We start from the raw sequence: 16828 nt of genomic DNA on the forward strand, positions 1-16828 counted from the left end.
GAAGAAATGAATAGTGAGCAAATAAAAGAATATAGTGCTCACATAAAAGCAGTATCCCAAGAGTTAGATATTTTTAGCAGAAAACTTAACGAAACTTATTGTAAAAAAAGGGATATTATTACTGGTAAAAATAGAGACTGATTTTTTGCATCTTGTCCCCTTAACGAATTTATAGCTTTTCCAGACCATTTGATTTAAAATAAAGTTTCAGGTGTGTAAGTAGTATTTTAAGTCTCGGAATAGAGAAATATTATTACAAAAATTAAAATCAAAATATTGATTACACCATGAGCACAGAAATTTAAAGTACTTCCAAGGTGAGATCCAGTACCCATATTTTAGTGTTATAATCCAATCAATTCACAAATTTCCCTACGGTTTTCTGCAATATCTCATATTTAAGTTATAGATAAAATCTATATAAATATATATAAAATCATTAAAATTAATTGTCGATACATTTAATAATTCCTCTATTTTTGTGACGAATTAATTATTCTAAACGATACATATATGGAAAGACTAACTACAATATTATTGGTTTTCATTTTTGGCTTCATGTTTACGGCTTGTCAAAATGATGGGGAAAAAACAACAGAAGCAGATGGTTATTCCGGAGCGACTAAAAAAAGCAGATCTGCTTTGAAGGCAAGTCAGCTTAATGAATGGTGGCCTAAAAGACTGGATTTGACTATTCTTAGACAGAATTCTGAATTATCTAACCCAATGGATGAGGATTTTGATTATAAAGAAGCATTCCGCAGTGTGGATTATCCTGCTTTGAAAGCTGATATCGCTGAAATGTTGAAAGATTCAAAAGAGTGGTGGCCTGCAGATTATGGGCATTACGGCCCTTTTATGATTCGTATGGCCTGGCACAGCGCAGGTACATACAGAACGGGTGATGGTAGAGGTGGATCACGTTCAGGTCAACAAAGATTTGCACCTATCAACAGCTGGCCTGATAATGCCAATTTAGATAAAGCCAGAAGATTGTTATGGCCAATCAAACAGAAGTATGGCAATAAAATTTCATGGGCAGATTTGATGATCCTAACTGGAAATGTTGCCTTGGAAGATATGGGACTCCAAACTATCGGGTTCGCAGGTGGAAGAGAAGATGTCTACGAACCTGAATTAGATGTTTACTGGGGTTCAGAAAAAGAATGGTTAAGTTATGACGAGCGTTATTCAGCAGATGAGCGAGATTTGGAAGATCCTCTGGCGGCAGTACAAATGGGATTGATTTATGTAAATCCTGAAGGACCTAATGGAAATCCTGATCCAGTTTTAGCGGCTCATGATATCAGACAAACATTCGGTCGAATGGGAATGAATGATGAAGAAACGGTTGCTTTAATTGCAGGTGGACATACTTTAGGTAAAGCTCACGGTGCTGGAGATGCTTCAAATGTTGGGGAAGCACCTGCAGGTGCCGGGATGGAAGAGCAAGGCTTTGGTTGGAAAAGCTCTTACAAATCAGGTAAAGGCACAGATGCTATTACTTCTGGATTAGAAGTTACCTGGACTACCACTCCAGCAAAATGGAGTCATGGGTATTTTACAAGTTTATTTGAGCATGAATGGGAATTAACCAAAAGCCCGGCTGGTGCGCATCAGTGGGTAGCAAAAGATCCAAAAGTAATGGTTCCAGATGCATTTGACTCTACTAAAATGTTGAAGCCGACTATGTTTACCACTGATTTGACAATGCGATTCGATTCAGGATTTGCTAAGATTTCTCGTAAATTCCTAGAGAATCCAGAGTTGTTCAATGTAGCATTTGCGAGAGCATGGTTTAAGTTGACGCATAGGGATATGGGACCAAAAACAACTTATTTAGGTCCGGAATATCCAAAAGAAGATTTTATCTGGCAAGATCCAATTCCTACTGTTGATCATCCATTAATTAATGCAAATGACATTGCTAAGTTAAAGTCTCAAGTTTTGAATTCAGATTTAAGCATTAGTGAAGTAGTTTCAACGGCTTGGGCATCGGCATCTACTTATAGAGATTCTGATAGGAGAGGAGGAGCAAATGGAGCTCACATCCAATTAGCACCAATGAAAGATTGGGAAGTGAATAATCCTGAGCAATTGCAAAAAGTATTGAACACTTTGGAAGGGATACAAAATGAATTCCATAAAACGTCTGGTGCTAAAAAAGTATCAATGGCTGATTTGATCGTATTGGCGGGTGCTGCCGGTGTAGAAAAAGCTGCTGCTAATGCTGGTTATAATGTAAAAGTTCCATTTACTCCTGGCCGTATGGATGCTAAGCAAGAACAAGTAGATATTGAATCTATGAACTTGCTAGAGCCAATGGCAGATGGTTTTAGAAATTATTTGAAAACCAGATATTCTGTTTCTACTGAAGAATTATTAGTTGATAAAGCTCAATTATTGACTTTAACTCCTCCTGAAATGACGGTGTTGGTTGGTGGAATGAGAGCTTTGGGAGCTAATTATGATGGTTCCAAACATGGAATATTGACTGATAAAAAAGAGCAGTTGACTAATGATTTCTTCGTAAATCTTATGGATATGAGCACTGTTTGGAAGCCAACTGATGATACTAATGAGCAATTTATTGGCAAAGATAGAAGTTCAGGTGAAGATAAATACACAGGAACAAGAGCAGATTTAGTTTTCGGTTCTCATTCTGAATTGAGAGCCCTAGCTGAAGTTTATGCTCAGGCTGACTCTAAAGAAATGTTTGTAAAAGATTTCGTGGCAGCATGGGATAAAGTAATGAAGTTGGATAGATTTGATCTAGTCTATCAATAAGAATTTAAATAAATTTCAATTTGAAAAGCCAGGCTTAAAAGTCTGGCTTTTCTTATATTCGGCCAATATTTAATAAGCTAAAGTCTTTATGTCACTAAAAGTAATCATCGCCTCCAAAAATCCAGTTAAAATTGAAGCTACTCAAGCAGGATTTAAAAGAATGTTTCCAAACCAATCTTTTACATATAAAGGCTTGTCAGTTCCATCGGAAGTTTCAGATCAGCCCATGTCTAATAAAGAAACCCTACAAGGCGCAGCTAATCGAGCCAAAAATGCAAAAGATGAAAACCTTGAGGCCGATTATTGGGTAGGTATAGAAGGGGGGATTTATGAGGATGATTTTGGGATGCAGGCTTTTGCTTGGATTGTGGTGCTATCAAAGGAAAAAGCAAGTCAAGCACAAACAGCCGTATTTTATGTCCCTGAACCAATTGCCAAAATGGTGAGAGAAGGGGTAGAGCTAGGTGAAGCAGATGATATTTATTTTGGTCGGTCAAATTCTAAGCAAAAAGACGGAGCTGTAGGTATTTTAACCAAGGGTGAAATTGACAGGAAATCCTATTATGAACATGCTATGATAATGGCATTGATTCCTTTTTTGAAAAATCCTTGATATTTATCATACTTTTCAATTTGTGCAGTAACATTTGTTACGCCTTAAGGATGATTAACCCTCTACTTTTGTCAAAAAATTAATTTATATTATGACATTGATAGAGATAATAGGATTTTTAAGTGCAGCCATCATTGGCATTTCTTTAGGACTAATAGGGGGAGGAGGTTCCATACTGACTGTTCCTGTTTTGGTATATCTATTAGGCATAAGTCCAGTAACAGCGACTGCTTATTCTTTATTTATAGTGGGATTTAGCTCTTTGGTTGGAGGTCTCAGCTATGCCAAAAAAGGTTTGGTCAATTATAAAACGGGTATTGTTTTTACTATTCCAGCTTTTATTTCAGTATATCTAACCCGATTGCTCTTAGTGCCGGCCTTACCAGATACTTGGTTTACAGTGGGTGGTCTAGAAATTACCAAATCCATAGGTATCATGGTGATTTTCGCCCTTTTAATGATTGGGGCTTCTTATTCCATGATTAAGAGTAATAAGAAGAAATTGAAAGAGGCAGCCGATGAAGCTGATTCAGTTCAAAAATTTAATTACCCATTAATAATTATTGAAGGAATAGTAGTCGGTGCTTTGACCGGTTTAGTAGGAGCAGGTGGAGGATTTTTGATTATTCCTGCTTTAGTGATTTTGGCTAAACTGCCTATGAAAGAAGCAGTAGGTACTTCACTTTTAATTATTGCTGCTAAATCGTTGATAGGATTTATTGGAGATATTCAATCAGGTGGAGATATTGATTGGATGTTCTTAACAATCTTTACAGTAATTGCTGGAGCTGGAATTTTCATTGGAACATATTTATCAAATATGATTGATGGTCAAAAACTTAAAAAGGGCTTTGGTTGGTTTGTTTTAATTATGGGTTCAGCCATGATTTACAAAGAATTATTTATGTAATTTAATAGGGGAGTTAGTTTGATTGAAAGGGGCTTTTTAGTCCCTTTTTTTACTTTGAAATTATTCCATAGCAAGACTTTAACCTAATATTTGTATTCCAAATAACTTGTCATCCTGCTAACATGAAAACATATCAACTTTGTTTGTGACCAAAGTTACTATCTTATTTCCCTAAGTCTCGTAAAAATAAATAAGAGATTAAAAACAATATAACTATGCATATTAAACATTTTTATGATGATGCTTTAGCTCAAGGTTCTTTTGCTATCGAAAGTGAAGGAACAGTGGCTTTGGTTGATCCATCAAGAGATATACAACCCTATATAGATTTTGCTAAACAGCATGGTGCTGAAATTGTAGCGGTTTTTGAAACACATCCGCATGCGGATTTTATCAGTAGTCATCTGGAAATTCACAAGAAATTTGGTGCCATTATTTATGTAAACAATAAAGTTGGCGTAAGCTATGATTACGAGCACATGGGGCATGGAGATGAAGTGAAAATTGGAAAAGTAACTTTTAGAGCTTTATTTACTCCAGGTCACTCTCCTGATCATAATTCTTATTTATTATTGGACGAAGAAGGAAATCAAAAAGCAGTTTTCACTGGTGATTCTCTGTTTGTAGGTGATGTAGGCCGCCCCGATTTAAGGGAAGGAGCTGGTAACATACAAGTAAGCAGAAAAGAATTAGCCGGTATGATGTTCGATACAGTAAATAATGTATTTGCGGAGCTACCTGATGAAACTATTGTTTATCCCGCACATGGGCCTGGCTCGCTTTGCGGTAAAAATATGAGCAGTGAATTAAGTAGTACCATCGCTGTCGAAAAAACTAATAATTGGGCGTTTCAAATTAAGGATAAAGAGAAATTTGTGGATGCCTTTTTAGAAGGACAATCTTTCATTCCTAAATACTTTCCAAATAGTGTGGAAGTAAATAGGAACGGAGCTGTGGCTTTTGAAGAAGCTGTGAAAAATGCCGATAAAAAAGATGGATTTGAAATTCCTGAAGGCTCAATTATTATTGATGCTCGAGCAAAGGAAGAATTTAAGAAAGGTCATTTGAAAGGCGCTATCAATATTCAAAATAAAGAAGCAGATAAATTTGAGACATGGTTAGGGTCAATTGTAGGACCTGGTGAACATTATTATATGGTTGCAGAAAATCAGAAAGATTTAGAATTTGCTATTTATAGAGCAGCTAAAATTGGATATGAAGCTAATTTGGTTGCTGGAGTGACCAATCCTAAAGGAGAAGTGGTAATGGATTCTTTAGTTAATCTGGATGATTTCAAAAATAATCCTGATGCTTACACCATTATTGATATCAGAAATAAATCTGAGGTAGAGGATGGAAAATTCTTTGATTCAGCAAAAAATATTCCCTTACCTGAATTAAGAGAAAGAGTATCAGAAATCGATACTCAAAAACCTGTAATGATACATTGTGCAGGCGGTTATCGTTCAGCAACAGGGTTTAGTATAGTGAAAAGCTTATTGCCAAATGCAAAAGTTTATGACTTGAGTGATGATGTTGAGAATTTTAAATAGATAGTGTTTTTTGTTTTCTAGATTGATTTAGTGAAAATAGGCGGGCAAATTGCTCGCCTTTTTTTATATTTTCAACCGATCGTAAAGTTTTTTCGCATGTTCTACCATACTAAGTTTAAGTAAATCAAATAAACATCGTGAAAGGTGATTTGCAATAATTAATATCTTTAATTTGTATTAGGAAACCTGATAACTATTTATGTTGTCAGGTTTTTTTACTTATTTACTCAAAAAAGATATATGTCTCAAAAAGCGAATTTACTTTATCTAACTGATCTTTATTATCCTGCTAAAGGGAGAAATTACTATGAGGAGGATTTATATATCACTTCTCAGCTCAAAGAGGATTTCAATATATTAATTGGAAACCCTCAGCAAGCTTTAGCTTTTTTAGATAAGGCCGATTTTATCGTTTTCAGAAATACAGGTCCTGTAGCCTACTATCAAGAGTATTTTAATGAATTTGTGAAGGTGGTAAAGCAAAAAGAAATCCCAACTTTCAATTCTTTTGATGGTAAAGCAGATATAAAAGGAAAGCAATATCTGTTAGATTTATTCGCCCAGGATTTCCCTGTAATTCCCACAATTGACAATACTAATAATCTTCATTTGCTGCCTCAATCTGATCAATACATTATCAAGATTAAAAATGGAGCAGATTCTATTGGAATGGAAAAAATTAGTAAAGAAAATTTCAAAAATGCAAAACTAGAGGATAAGCTGATTCAGCCGTATATCGATTTTGAATATGAAGTTTCTTTCTATTTCATAAATGATGAATTTCAATATGCCTTATATGCACCCGACAAGTCGAAAAGATGGGATTTGAAAACTTATGAAGCTTCAGCAGAAGATTTAAGATTCGCAGAAAAATTCATTCGGTGGAATAATATGAAAAGAGGAATTCAAAGAGTGGATGCCTGCAAATTAAAAGATGGTAGTTTGCTTTTGGTAGAATTGGAAGACCTCAATCCTTTTCTTTCTTTGGATGTTCTAACCGAGGAAATCAGAGATAAATTTATACAAAATTTTAATCAGGCTTTAAAGGAAATTAATTTTTAGATTCACTTGGATTTTTATAGACCTGTCAGGTTTTACTTGGCGATTTTCGCGAAATTGCAAGTACAGTATTACTAAAATTATAGAAACCTGACAGGTCTTCTAGGCAGAAAGGAATAGAATACAAAATTCAAAAACTCACATTATGAACCCCAAAAATCACCAAGTACCACTTAACCCCCAAACCCAATTTATCTTCTCCACATCTGGTAGCGCCAGTTCCATTGAGAAACACAATTCTGCACTTCGAAAATTAGGATTGAATCTGGTGTATTTTACTTTTCCCCATGCTATAGATGCGGAAGAATATGCTCAATTATTGCGCTCACCTATTTCAAGAGGTGGAGCGGTGACTGGCAGAGACGGTCTGAAATCTAATATCATTCCTTTTTTGGATGAGGTGGAACCCATTGCTCAAAAAACTCTAGCAGTGAATACGGTGGTGAATGAAAACGGAAAACTATGCGGTTATAATACAGATGCAATTGGCTTAAAAACTGCTTTGGAGAATGAATTAAAATCAACTTCCTACTCTATTAAATCAGCTGTGATTTACGGAAACGGAGGAGTTTCTGGAGTTGCCTATCACATTTTGAAGGATTTGGGATTGAAAGTCATGCTAACTGGTAGAAATCCTGAGAAAGTAAAAGCTAAAAAGAAGGATTTAGGAATCACAGATAAAGACTTTTTAGGGTCTTATGATTTAGTAGTGGATGCCACTCCAATTTCTTCCAACCCTGATTTTTTGAATGCTAAAGGATTTGCCGAAGTATTAGATAATTGTAAAATGCTTTTCAGTCATAACATGCCAGAAAAAGATGAAAAACCCAATTATTTAAAAAGCTATTGTCAAGATAATAATATTGAATTCATAACGGGTAGTGCCATGTACAAAGCCCAATTAATTCGCCAATATCAATTGTTCATAGGTGATATATCTGAAGAAAAAATCATTAAAAACTGGAATCTTAGAGATTGAAAATCTGATCTATTTTCAGATATAAAAAAAGAAAGCAAATAAGAATTGTTAAGTTTGATAACTTAAATAAAATCATGGATTTATTAAAAAGAAATATTGAAGCATATTTAGCAAGAGAAAAGAGATCTATTGCTGATTTTTTAGCAGAATTCAATATTGGCCGTTTAGATGAACTTTCTCTAGGCGATTTGAAACTTTTCTGTGCTGAAAACGAACTTGATTATGCTAATATGTTGAGCAGACCAATGTTTGCAGATAAAACTCAACTCAAAAAAATAAAACTCTTGATTTTGGATGTGGATGGTGTATTAACAGATGCCGGCATGTTTTTTACTGAATGCGGAGACCAGTTCAAGAAATATAATGCCAAGGACGGAATGGCAATCAAAGCACTCGATCGATTTGGAGTTCAAGTTGGCATTATCTCTTCAGCTCATAAAATCAAGATGGTAAAAGTAAGAGCAGAAATGCTGAACATCAAACATCTCTATGTTGGAAGTGATCCTAAAATAGATATTCTCTTGGATTGGTGCGAAAAATTAGAAATTAAATTAGATGAAGTAGCCATCATTGGCGATGATATAAACGACTTAGCTGTTATGCAGGCCGTAGGTTTTTCTGCTTGTCCTTCCGATGCTGTTTTAAAAGTAAAAGAAACAGTGGATTTAGTTTTACACACAAAGGGTGGACAAGGATGTGTTAGGGAATTTATTGATTTTTATCTTTTAGATGAACCTCTGGAAAAGCATTGATAAAGGCATGACTTTTTAGCCATGCCTTTAAAATTTTATGATTCAAAACTTGCGTCAAGTGAAATGGGAACTGCGCTCAAAGCTTTTGAAATAGGACAGCCTTCTTTGGCACCTTTAGCCATTTCTAAAAAATCATCTTCTGACATGCCACTTACTTTTCCCTTTACAGTCAGTTTGATTTCCTTTATGGCAAATCCTTCACCTTCTTTGTCCAGTACAACTTCAGCTTCAGCATTAATTTCGTCTGGAGTATGCCCTGCCTGAGAAATAGCCACGCTTAAGGCCATTGCATAGCATCCAGAGTGGGCTGCCGCAATTAGTTCTTCAGGATTAGTTCCTAATCTACCATCCTCATTTTCAAATCTACTTTTAAATGAGTAAGGAGTATTATCAAAAAATTGATTGGAACTACTTAATTGACCTTGTCCTTCTTTTGCAGGTCCCTTCCAATTAGCTTCTACTTTTCTTTTAATTGCCATAATTATATTTTTTAGTTTTAGTTTATATGTTTTAACCTCCCTCATTCTTATTTGTTTCATTGTAAAAATTTGAGATATTCTGATTTTTATAACTTCTGGACCTACGGTACTAACCACAGTACAATCATCCATCAAACCACAGTGCAGAAATGTAGGACATTTTTCATGTCAGACATTGGGGGAGTTCTGGAGACAATGCTGGAATAGGGATAAATGTCCGACATTTTCAATATCTGACATGAGCACCTATTCTCTCTCGGTCGGATCTGCGGTACTGTCCCAATTCCCCCCTTTTTTTCCACTTCGGGTTTCATACTTCTAACTTAAAGTTTCAATCCTGCATAAATTCCATTAATTTCGCATTTCAATTTTTCAAATCAAATCCCCATGAATTTATCAGCCCGATTAGAAGCTTTTAAAACATTAGGCGAACAGCTACGGAATATGAATGAAGCCGAATTGGACGAATGGTATTTCCGTGCCACTTCTTATAACAATTGGTTCACTCGTGAAAACGTGGTGCATGCTGTGAAGGCTTTGGGAGGAATGCTAAAAGCTGAAAAACTAGATCAATGGGTTGAAAATTATGATATACCCCAAGAAAACCCCAAAAAGATAGCCGTAATCATGGCAGGGAATATTCCGCTGGTAGGCTTTCATGACTTTTTATCAGTTCTAATTTCAGGAAATAGTGTAGTGGCTAAACTAAGCTCTCAGGACCCATATTTATTAAAGGAAATAGTAGCTAAGTTGATCAAAATCAATCCTGAATTTGAGAGTAAAATTGAGCTTACACAGGAAACTATAAGCGGCTTTGATGCTGTAATTGCAACAGGAAGCAATAATTCTGCCAGATATTTTGAGCAATATTTCGGTAAATATCCTAATATCATTCGAAAGAACAGAAGTTCTGTAGCGGTGTTAACTGGAAATGAATCCGAAGAAGAAATTCAAGCTTTGGGCAAGGATATATTTCAATACTATGGATTAGGATGTAGAAATGTAAGTAAACTATTAGTGCCTGAGGGTTTTGATTTCTCTCCTTTTATCAAGACTTTGGATGATTTCAAATGGGTAGCCGATCATCATAAATGGGTCAATAATTACGATTACAATAAATCTATTTACCTGGTAAATGATGAAGCTCATTTAGATTCTGGTTTTTTCTTAATGAAAGAAGATGAGGCATTGGTGTCTCCGATATCTGTACTGTTTTATGAGTTTTATAAAAACGAAGAGGGATTGAAAGATAAACTTGCTAAGCAAGAAGAGAGAATCCAGTGTGTGGTTCAAAAAGGTTCTGAAATTGAACCAGGAAAAGCACAACAACCTGAACTTTGGGAATATGCGGATGGGGTGGATACGCTGGAGTTTCTTTCTAGTTTAAATAGATCTTGATCCTGTATCATCTTTTTTGATTTGCTCAAAAGTAGGGTGTGGGGTAATGGGCGTTAGATGACGAGCTTTGTACCATGTACATCAGTACTTACAAATAGAAAAAATGAGAGTTTAAACATGAAACGGTCTGCTAAAATATGGATATAATTCATAATTTCGTAATTCATAATTAAATAACATGTCATTTTCAAGGCAATACATTAAATTAGTAGAAAGATTTCTTCCGTCTCCTTTTGTGATTGCTATACTGTTAAGTGGCGTTACTTTTTTCTTGGCTTTAATTTTTACAAATCAGTCAGGCAATATTTTGAGTCAATCTCAAAGCATCTTAGGCTATTGGCAAACCGGTTTTTGGGAATTACTGGCTTTTACCATGCAAATGGTATTAATCCTGCTTTTAGGACATACACTCGCTTTAACACCTCTTTTCTCCAAGATTATAAATAAAATAGCTTCTATCCCAACCAATACTGCTCAAGCAGGCTTTTTTATTAGCTTTTTCACGATTATCATGAGCTTTTTGAACTGGGGATTATGTCTGGTTTTTGGTGCAATCCTTAGCAGAAGAATAGGAGAAAATTTCTCCGCTCAAAACAAGACTTTCAATTACGGGATTTTAGGTGCTGCTGGTTATTCAGGTATGATGGTTTGGCATGGCGGACTTTCAGCATCAGCGCCCTTGAAAGTGGCAGAAGCTAATCACTTTTTAATCAATGAAATAGGCGTAGTCAGTATTTCGGAAACGCTCTTTTCCAAAATGAATATTGTCATAAGTTTTGTGCTTTTAATTGCTGTGCCAGCTCTATTTTACATTTTAGGTAAGTATTTTAAGTCGAATTCTGATTATCAATCAATACTAACTCAAAAAGAAGAAAAACTTAAAGAACAAGAATCCAATGATAGTGAAAATAAGCCTTGGATAGCCTATGCTTTAGGAGGCGTGATGCTTTTAAGTGCCATACTATTTGCAGCTGATAAGTGGCAATCGAATCAAGCTATTATCGATCTTAATTTTGTCAACTTCATGCTTCTAGCTTTCGGAATTCTACTCCACGGAAGCTTAGGAAAATTTATGACAGCCGTAAACTCAGGAATTCAGGGTGTAAGTGGAATAGTGATTCAATTCCCCCTTTATTCTGGTATTATGGGAATCATGAAATATTCAGGATTGGTGATTTTAATATCTGATTTCTTTGTTTCCATTTCAACTAATACCTCATTTCCAATTTTAACTTTTTTCAGTGCAGGCTTGGTTAATTTTTTCGTCCCATCAGGTGGCGGACAATGGGCAGTTCAGGGACCAATAGTGGTTGAAGCAGCTCAGGCCTTGAACATCCCTATCCCTAAAATTGTGATGGCATTATCTTATGGGGACCAAATCACCAATATGCTGCAGCCTTTCTGGGCATTACCTCTTTTAGGGATTACGCAATTGAAAGCAAAAGATATTCTGCCTTATAGTTTGTTTGCTTTGATTGTGGGGAGTTTGATATTTATTGGGGGCTTGTTGTTTTTTTGATTTTGTAAAGATTAAAAATGACTCAAATTTCAAAATTACAATATCAATTGTTCCGTGCGAGCGGGCTGGAGGACAAAACAGCGGGCCAGTGGTGGCTTGTGGGCGGAAGCTTTGTTTTGTCTTGAATTTTTGTTTCTTTTTTTTGAAGAAAAAAGAAAGGGAGAAAAAATAAAAAAATAGAAGTTTAATTCTTAGAGCTTTTCAAAACTGTCCAATCTTGTTTTAGCTATTCCTGCAATTACTTTATGATTTTCAATGTATTCGCCATTTTGGATATTTTGTCTACCCTTTTCAATTGAAGCTTTTTGCAAATCATTTAATTCAAAAACAGATTTGTCAGAGCTCTCAAAAATAGTTTGAAGTGCCTTTAAAAGATCCAAATCATTAGAATCCTTTATTCGGGAAATAAGATTATTTTTTATTTGAATAGCTTCATCCATCTTAATTATATTTAGATACTAAATTTACAAATAATATTTTATTCAAAATAAATACAAATAAAAATTAGTTATAATTCCTGTCCGTCAGAAAAAAACATTCTTTAATTGTCCCCACTCAAATGCCCTTTATCATTATACTTCACCAACTGAAACATATTTTCCGTTGCTCTCACATGATACAAAGCCAAATTTGCGTGTTCAAATATATCCATATCATGAAGTGGGTAATTGAATAATTGCGCCAACAAAATCCGCATCGCCCTTCCATGCATACAAATCAAGACTTTATGCTCATCCTTTTTGCCCATAATGTATTTCATTGCCTCCAACTGGCGCATTGCAACTTGGTCCGGTGATTCACCGCCTTCAACAGGCAAGGAAGTTTCTCCTTGTTTCCATCTGTCCAGCATGGCATAATAATATTTATTTTCCTTTGGTGTGAATGGTTGTCCTTCTCGGGTTCCCCAACTGATTTCATTCAAGCCTGAAAGTTTTTCATAAACCAAACCCTTTTCAATAAATCCTTTCATTGATTCTTGCGTTCTTTTTAAAGTGGTGATATATAGTTTATCAAAAGGAAAATCGCCATAAGCTTTGAAAAATTCCTCCGCTTGACTTCTCCCTGTGTCATTCAGTGAAGCGTCAACTCCACTGCCTTGCACTATCCCTCTGAGGTTATAATCAGTTTGCCCGTGACGCACTATGTATATATCTTTTACCATATCTATTTTCCAAAATCAATCAATTTCGATAAATATTGTTCAAAATTGAATCTGAATCCGTATTTTTCGGCTCGAAATTACAAAACAGAATCAGCGTAATTACTATGGATAGGAAATTTCTTCAAAAACCAAGTGTAGAAGAACTCAATAAATTGGGCAAAAACACCATTTCTGAAGTTTTAGGGATGAGTTTTACGGAAATTGGGGATAATTTTTTGATGGCCAAAATGCCAGTTGACAAACGCACACATCAACCTTACGGATTATTGCATGGTGGAGCTTCTGTAGTTTTGGCTGAAACATTGGGAAGTGTAGCCGCTATGTTAATGGTGGACCCTGAAAAATTCTACTGTGTCGGTTTAGATATCAATGCTAATCACATCCGTGGAATTAAAGAAGGATGGGTATATGGTAAAACAACTCCTGTCCACATCGGGAGAACTACTCAGGTTTGGCACATAGAAATTAAGAATGAGCGTGAACAATTGATATGTGTAAGTCGTATTACAATGGCAGTAGTGAAGAAATAATTTTGGAAAAAGCAACACAAGATATAAAACATACTCAGCTTACAGCCGAGGCACATCTCAATAAATTCATAGCATTTGCACAGAAATATAAAGCTGCATTGGCTATTTACAGACTACCTAATGATTCTAAATTACAGATTCTTTGTGATTTATCTGGTGGTAAATATTTAGATGAACTGAATTTGGAAGATTTACCCTCAGGCTTTTTATTGCATCCTTTCCAATCTGGCTCAAATAAAATAGTGCATTTCGATGCAGAAATATTAGCAGAAATTTTACTGGACTCGGATAGTGATGAAAAAAAGGATAAAGACGTTGTAGATTGGAAGAAAGCACCAAGTGAAGAAATCGAAGAGAAAATTGAAAATATTAATACCCAATTTGATTTTAAATCACTAAACAATAGTCAAAACATTCAATCAACCTTAGCATCAGATTATCTTAATATGGTTGAAAAAGGAATTCAACTCATAAAAAGAGAAGAATTTTACAAGGTAGTTCCCTCCAAAGTCAAAAATTTTGAGTTTAATAATGATATAAATTTAGGCCAGGCATTTGTTAACGCTTGCGAAAAGTATCCTAATGCATTTGTGAATCTTACTTTTTCAGCAAAAACAGGATTGTGGTTTGGTGCCAGTCCAGAAACTTTAATAGAAGATAAAAAAGGAGCGTATTTTAAAACAATGGCTTTGGCTGGAACTCAAGAAAAGTCTGAAAATAGTATTGCTGAAACTACATGGACTCAAAAGGAAATAGAGGAGCAAGCTTACGTTTCTCGTTACATCATCAATTGTTTTAAGAAAATAAGACTAAGAGATTTTGATGAAATAGGACCAAAAACTATTCAAGCTGGGAATCTGTTGCATTTAAAAACAACATTCAAAGTACATACTGAATCAGTAAATTTTCCTGAATTGGGTTCTGTGATGTTGAAGTTATTGCATCCTACCTCGGCTGTTTGTGGAATGCCAAAAGAGCCTGCATTAGATTTCATCACTAAGGAAGAAAAACATAACAGGAGCTATTTTAGTGGCTTTATGGGACCAGTTCATTTGGACGGATTAAGTCATTTATTTGTTAATCTGAGATGTTGTCAAATCAATAAGCAATCCGTTACTTTTTATGCGGGCGCTGGAATAACAGAAGATTCAAAAGCAGAAAAAGAATGGGAAGAAACGGAGATGAAATGTAAGGTATTGTCCGATATTATTTTCAGAATCTAAATATTAATCCTTATTTTTGACGTATTAATCGAAGAGTATCATCGATTTACCGACCCTAAGAATGAGTAAAGAATCAACTATAAAAAATTCAAATTCATTAATTGGTCAGACATTTTCGACCTTACTGAACTGTCAACAGAAAATGTCTTATAACATCTCAAGAGAGATGAAAGCTTTCGGAATTACTCGACAGCAATATGAAGTATTGGCAATACTGAATGACAATTCGGATAAGCCCATGAATTTGAATAACGTAAAAAGTTATTTGAGAGAAAATGTGCCAGATATTTCTCGAATAGTTCAAAGATTAGTGGAGAAGAGATTAATCAATAGAACTCGACAAGCAAATGACAAAAGAAATTCTGCAATCTCTATCAACAAACAAGGAGTAGATTTAATAGAACAAATAGAACCTATAATCAAGCAAAAGATGGATGATTTTTTTGAAGTTTTAACCTCAGATGAATTAGAAAAACTTTCAAAAATAATCTCCAAAGTCAATCAAAACAAAGACTAATTTATAGAGTTAGTCTATCATGGAGTCATTGTTAAAGTTTACAAATAAAGGAATTTACTGCCCAAAAGGTAAATTTTACATTGATCCTTGGCGACCCGTTAAAAAAGCATTAATCACTCACGGTCATGTCGACCACTCCCGACCAGGACATCAGCATTATTTAGCTCATCATCATTCTGAAACCATAATGCAACAAAGATTGGGAGATCATATTTATATAGAAACATTTGATTATAATAAAAGCCTTACCATAAATGGCGTAAAAGTGAGTTTTCATCCTGCAGGACATATACCAGGCTCCTCTCAAATTGGAATGGAGTATAAGGGGAAGGTTGTAGCAATTTCAGGTGATTATAAATTGGAAAATGATGGATTATCCACTCCTTTTGAGCCTGTCAAATGCCATGAATTTGTAACCGAAACTACTTTTGGCCTACCTATTTATCAATGGAAACCTCAAAATGAAACCTTTGATGAAATCAATCAATGGTGGAGATATAATAAAGAGAGTGGGAAAACGACTGTAATTTTTGCTTATGCTTTAGGAAAAGCGCAAAGGATAATGAAAAATGTGGATACGGAAATTGGTGATATCTATACGCATGGAGCTGTAGAGAATGCAACTGAAGCACTGCGAAAAACAGGATTACAATTACCTGAAACTATTAAGATCACAAATGATATTCCTAAGGAAGACTATCAGGGAAATCTAGTGATTGCTACTCCCGCATCAATTGGCACTCCATGGATGAAAAAATTAGCTCCTTACAGTACTGGAATAGCCTCAGGCTGGATGATGCTAAGAGGAACTAGAAGAAGAAAAGCTGCTGACAGAGGATTTGTGCTTTCAGATCACGCAGACTGGAATGGCTTATTAAAAGCAGTGAAATTATCCGAAGCTGAAACAATCTATTCCACTCATGGATATTCTAATGTATTTACAAAATATCTCCAAGAACAAGGGTTAAATGCCATCAGTTTAGATACTCAATTTGAAGGGGAAAGTTTGGATAGCGAGCTATAAAAAAAGGAAGCTGATTGCGCTCAACTTCCTTTTACTTAACTTAAATCTATAATGTTATCTTAAAATAGTTTGAGTCCTATCTGGTCCAACTGAAACCAGATTAATAGGCACTCCTAATTTTTCCTCTATGTATGCAATATAATCTTTCAATGGTTTAGGCATTTCCGTAAATGAACTGATGCTATCCAAACTGCAATTCCATCCTTCTAATTCTTCATAGATAGGTTTTACTTCTGAATCCACTATATCATAGGGAAATTCATCTGTTATAGTACCGTCTTCCAATTCGTATTGTGTGCAGACTTTTATTTTTTCAAAACTAC

Annotated in this window: 17 protein-coding genes; 13 read left to right on the plus strand and 4 right to left on the minus strand. The window is 35.1% G+C overall.

Annotated features, from left to right (window positions below; genetic code table 11):
• Nucleotides 1-513: 513 nt before the first annotated feature.
• From katG to Q0L29_RS10250, 7 genes are all read left to right on the plus strand, one after another.
• On the plus strand, nucleotides 514-2787 hold the full coding sequence (gene katG / locus Q0L29_RS10220; RefSeq protein ID WP_296621381.1) for a catalase/peroxidase HPI: 2274 nt from the start codon (nucleotides 514-516) through the stop codon (nucleotides 2785-2787).
• A gap of 88 nt (nucleotides 2788-2875) precedes the next feature.
• Nucleotides 2876-3400, plus strand: a complete 525-nt coding sequence (gene yjjX, locus Q0L29_RS10225) for an inosine/xanthosine triphosphatase (protein ID WP_296621383.1) — start codon at nucleotides 2876-2878, stop codon at nucleotides 3398-3400.
• Nucleotides 3401-3491: 91 nt separating this feature from the next.
• On the plus strand, nucleotides 3492-4310 hold the full coding sequence (locus tag Q0L29_RS10230; protein ID WP_296621385.1) for a sulfite exporter TauE/SafE family protein: 819 nt from the start codon (nucleotides 3492-3494) through the stop codon (nucleotides 4308-4310).
• 215 nt (nucleotides 4311-4525) lie between these two features.
• The gene (locus Q0L29_RS10235; protein ID WP_296621387.1) at nucleotides 4526-5863 is read left to right on the plus strand and encodes a rhodanese-like domain-containing protein; all 1338 of its coding nucleotides are present in this window, start codon (nucleotides 4526-4528) and stop codon (nucleotides 5861-5863) included.
• A 240-nt stretch (nucleotides 5864-6103) separates the two neighbouring features.
• A complete protein-coding gene (locus tag Q0L29_RS10240; RefSeq protein ID WP_296621388.1) occupies nucleotides 6104-6925 on the plus strand; it encodes a hypothetical protein in 822 nt (273 codons plus the stop codon).
• A gap of 142 nt (nucleotides 6926-7067) precedes the next feature.
• Nucleotides 7068-7901, plus strand: coding sequence for a shikimate dehydrogenase (locus Q0L29_RS10245; RefSeq protein WP_296621390.1), 834 nt, complete (start codon nucleotides 7068-7070; stop codon nucleotides 7899-7901).
• 74 nt (nucleotides 7902-7975) lie between these two features.
• A complete protein-coding gene (locus Q0L29_RS10250; RefSeq protein WP_296621392.1) occupies nucleotides 7976-8653 on the plus strand; it encodes an HAD family hydrolase in 678 nt (225 codons plus the stop codon).
• Between the two features lie 35 nt (nucleotides 8654-8688).
• On the opposite strand, the gene Q0L29_RS10255 is transcribed toward Q0L29_RS10250, so the two are convergent.
• Nucleotides 8689-9132, minus strand: coding sequence for an OsmC family protein (locus tag Q0L29_RS10255; protein WP_296621394.1), 444 nt, complete (start codon nucleotides 9130-9132; stop codon nucleotides 8689-8691).
• A 387-nt stretch (nucleotides 9133-9519) separates the two neighbouring features.
• Here Q0L29_RS10255 and Q0L29_RS10260 point away from each other — a divergent pair, with 387 nt between their 5' ends.
• Together Q0L29_RS10260 and Q0L29_RS10265 are read left to right on the plus strand one after the other, a co-directional pair.
• Nucleotides 9520-10530 carry an acyl-CoA reductase gene (locus Q0L29_RS10260; RefSeq protein WP_296621396.1) on the plus strand — a complete coding sequence of 337 codons (1011 nt, stop codon included), beginning with the start codon at nucleotides 9520-9522 and terminating at the stop codon, nucleotides 10528-10530.
• A gap of 178 nt (nucleotides 10531-10708) precedes the next feature.
• Nucleotides 10709-12049, plus strand: coding sequence for a TIGR00366 family protein (locus tag Q0L29_RS10265; RefSeq protein WP_296621398.1), 1341 nt, complete (start codon nucleotides 10709-10711; stop codon nucleotides 12047-12049).
• Between the two features lie 191 nt (nucleotides 12050-12240).
• Here the strand turns inward: Q0L29_RS10265 and Q0L29_RS10270 are convergent, their stop codons facing one another.
• Nucleotides 12241-12489: a hypothetical protein gene (locus Q0L29_RS10270; RefSeq protein ID WP_296621401.1), complete on the minus strand. Its 249-nt coding sequence runs from the start codon at nucleotides 12487-12489 to the stop codon at nucleotides 12241-12243.
• Between the two features lie 101 nt (nucleotides 12490-12590).
• On the minus strand, nucleotides 12591-13211 hold the full coding sequence (locus Q0L29_RS10275; RefSeq protein WP_296621403.1) for a histidine phosphatase family protein: 621 nt from the start codon (nucleotides 13209-13211) through the stop codon (nucleotides 12591-12593).
• A gap of 104 nt (nucleotides 13212-13315) precedes the next feature.
• Between Q0L29_RS10275 and Q0L29_RS10280 the strand changes: the two genes are divergently transcribed.
• The 4 genes from Q0L29_RS10280 to Q0L29_RS10295 all read left to right on the plus strand — a co-directional run bounded on the left by Q0L29_RS10280 (nucleotide 13316) and on the right by Q0L29_RS10295 (nucleotide 16505).
• Nucleotides 13316-13741, plus strand: a complete 426-nt coding sequence (locus Q0L29_RS10280; protein WP_296621405.1) for a hotdog fold thioesterase — start codon at nucleotides 13316-13318, stop codon at nucleotides 13739-13741.
• Nucleotides 13702-14964, plus strand: a complete 1263-nt coding sequence (locus Q0L29_RS10285) for a chorismate-binding protein (protein ID WP_296621407.1) — start codon at nucleotides 13702-13704, stop codon at nucleotides 14962-14964. The genes Q0L29_RS10280 and Q0L29_RS10285 overlap by 40 nt, the downstream gene beginning before the upstream one ends.
• Nucleotides 14965-15025: 61 nt before the next feature.
• Complete coding sequence (locus Q0L29_RS10290; protein WP_296621409.1) at nucleotides 15026-15481, plus strand: MarR family transcriptional regulator; 456 nt, start codon at nucleotides 15026-15028, stop codon at nucleotides 15479-15481.
• Nucleotides 15482-15500: 19 nt separating this feature from the next.
• A complete protein-coding gene (locus tag Q0L29_RS10295) occupies nucleotides 15501-16505 on the plus strand; it encodes a ligase-associated DNA damage response exonuclease (protein WP_296621410.1) in 1005 nt (334 codons plus the stop codon).
• Between the two features lie 54 nt (nucleotides 16506-16559).
• On the opposite strand, the gene Q0L29_RS10300 is transcribed toward Q0L29_RS10295, so the two are convergent.
• Nucleotides 16560-16828 (minus strand): adenylosuccinate synthetase (locus Q0L29_RS10300; RefSeq protein ID WP_296621413.1); only part of this gene is annotated, 269 nt, incomplete at its 5' end.

Source organism: Marivirga sp. (genome assembly GCF_024636815.1).
In the GTDB taxonomy this organism is placed as follows: domain Bacteria; phylum Bacteroidota; class Bacteroidia; order Cytophagales; family Cyclobacteriaceae; genus Marivirga.

Excerpts from the sequence above, each read along its gene's own strand:
- katG (WP_296621381.1), top strand. The coding sequence starts at position 514 with ATGGAAAGACTAACTACAATATTATTGGTTTTCATTTTTGGCTTCATG.
- yjjX (WP_296621383.1), top strand. The coding sequence starts at position 2,876 with ATGTCACTAAAAGTAATCATCGCCTCCAAAAATCCAGTTAAAATTGAA.
- Q0L29_RS10230 (WP_296621385.1), top strand. The coding sequence starts at position 3,492 with ATGACATTGATAGAGATAATAGGATTTTTAAGTGCAGCCATCATTGGC.
- Q0L29_RS10235 (WP_296621387.1), top strand. The coding sequence starts at position 4,526 with ATGCATATTAAACATTTTTATGATGATGCTTTAGCTCAAGGTTCTTTT.
- Q0L29_RS10240 (WP_296621388.1), top strand. The coding sequence starts at position 6,104 with ATGTCTCAAAAAGCGAATTTACTTTATCTAACTGATCTTTATTATCCT.
- Q0L29_RS10245 (WP_296621390.1), top strand. The coding sequence starts at position 7,068 with ATGAACCCCAAAAATCACCAAGTACCACTTAACCCCCAAACCCAATTT.
- Q0L29_RS10250 (WP_296621392.1), top strand. The coding sequence starts at position 7,976 with ATGGATTTATTAAAAAGAAATATTGAAGCATATTTAGCAAGAGAAAAG.
- Q0L29_RS10255 (WP_296621394.1), bottom strand. The coding sequence starts at position 9,132 with ATGGCAATTAAAAGAAAAGTAGAAGCTAATTGGAAGGGACCTGCAAAA.
- Q0L29_RS10260 (WP_296621396.1), top strand. The coding sequence starts at position 9,520 with ATGAATTTATCAGCCCGATTAGAAGCTTTTAAAACATTAGGCGAACAG.
- Q0L29_RS10265 (WP_296621398.1), top strand. The coding sequence starts at position 10,709 with ATGTCATTTTCAAGGCAATACATTAAATTAGTAGAAAGATTTCTTCCG.
- Q0L29_RS10270 (WP_296621401.1), bottom strand. The coding sequence starts at position 12,489 with ATGGATGAAGCTATTCAAATAAAAAATAATCTTATTTCCCGAATAAAG.
- Q0L29_RS10275 (WP_296621403.1), bottom strand. The coding sequence starts at position 13,211 with ATGGTAAAAGATATATACATAGTGCGTCACGGGCAAACTGATTATAAC.
- Q0L29_RS10280 (WP_296621405.1), top strand. The coding sequence starts at position 13,316 with ATGGATAGGAAATTTCTTCAAAAACCAAGTGTAGAAGAACTCAATAAA.
- Q0L29_RS10285 (WP_296621407.1), top strand. The coding sequence starts at position 13,702 with ATGTGTAAGTCGTATTACAATGGCAGTAGTGAAGAAATAATTTTGGAA.
- Q0L29_RS10290 (WP_296621409.1), top strand. The coding sequence starts at position 15,026 with ATGAGTAAAGAATCAACTATAAAAAATTCAAATTCATTAATTGGTCAG.
- Q0L29_RS10295 (WP_296621410.1), top strand. The coding sequence starts at position 15,501 with ATGGAGTCATTGTTAAAGTTTACAAATAAAGGAATTTACTGCCCAAAA.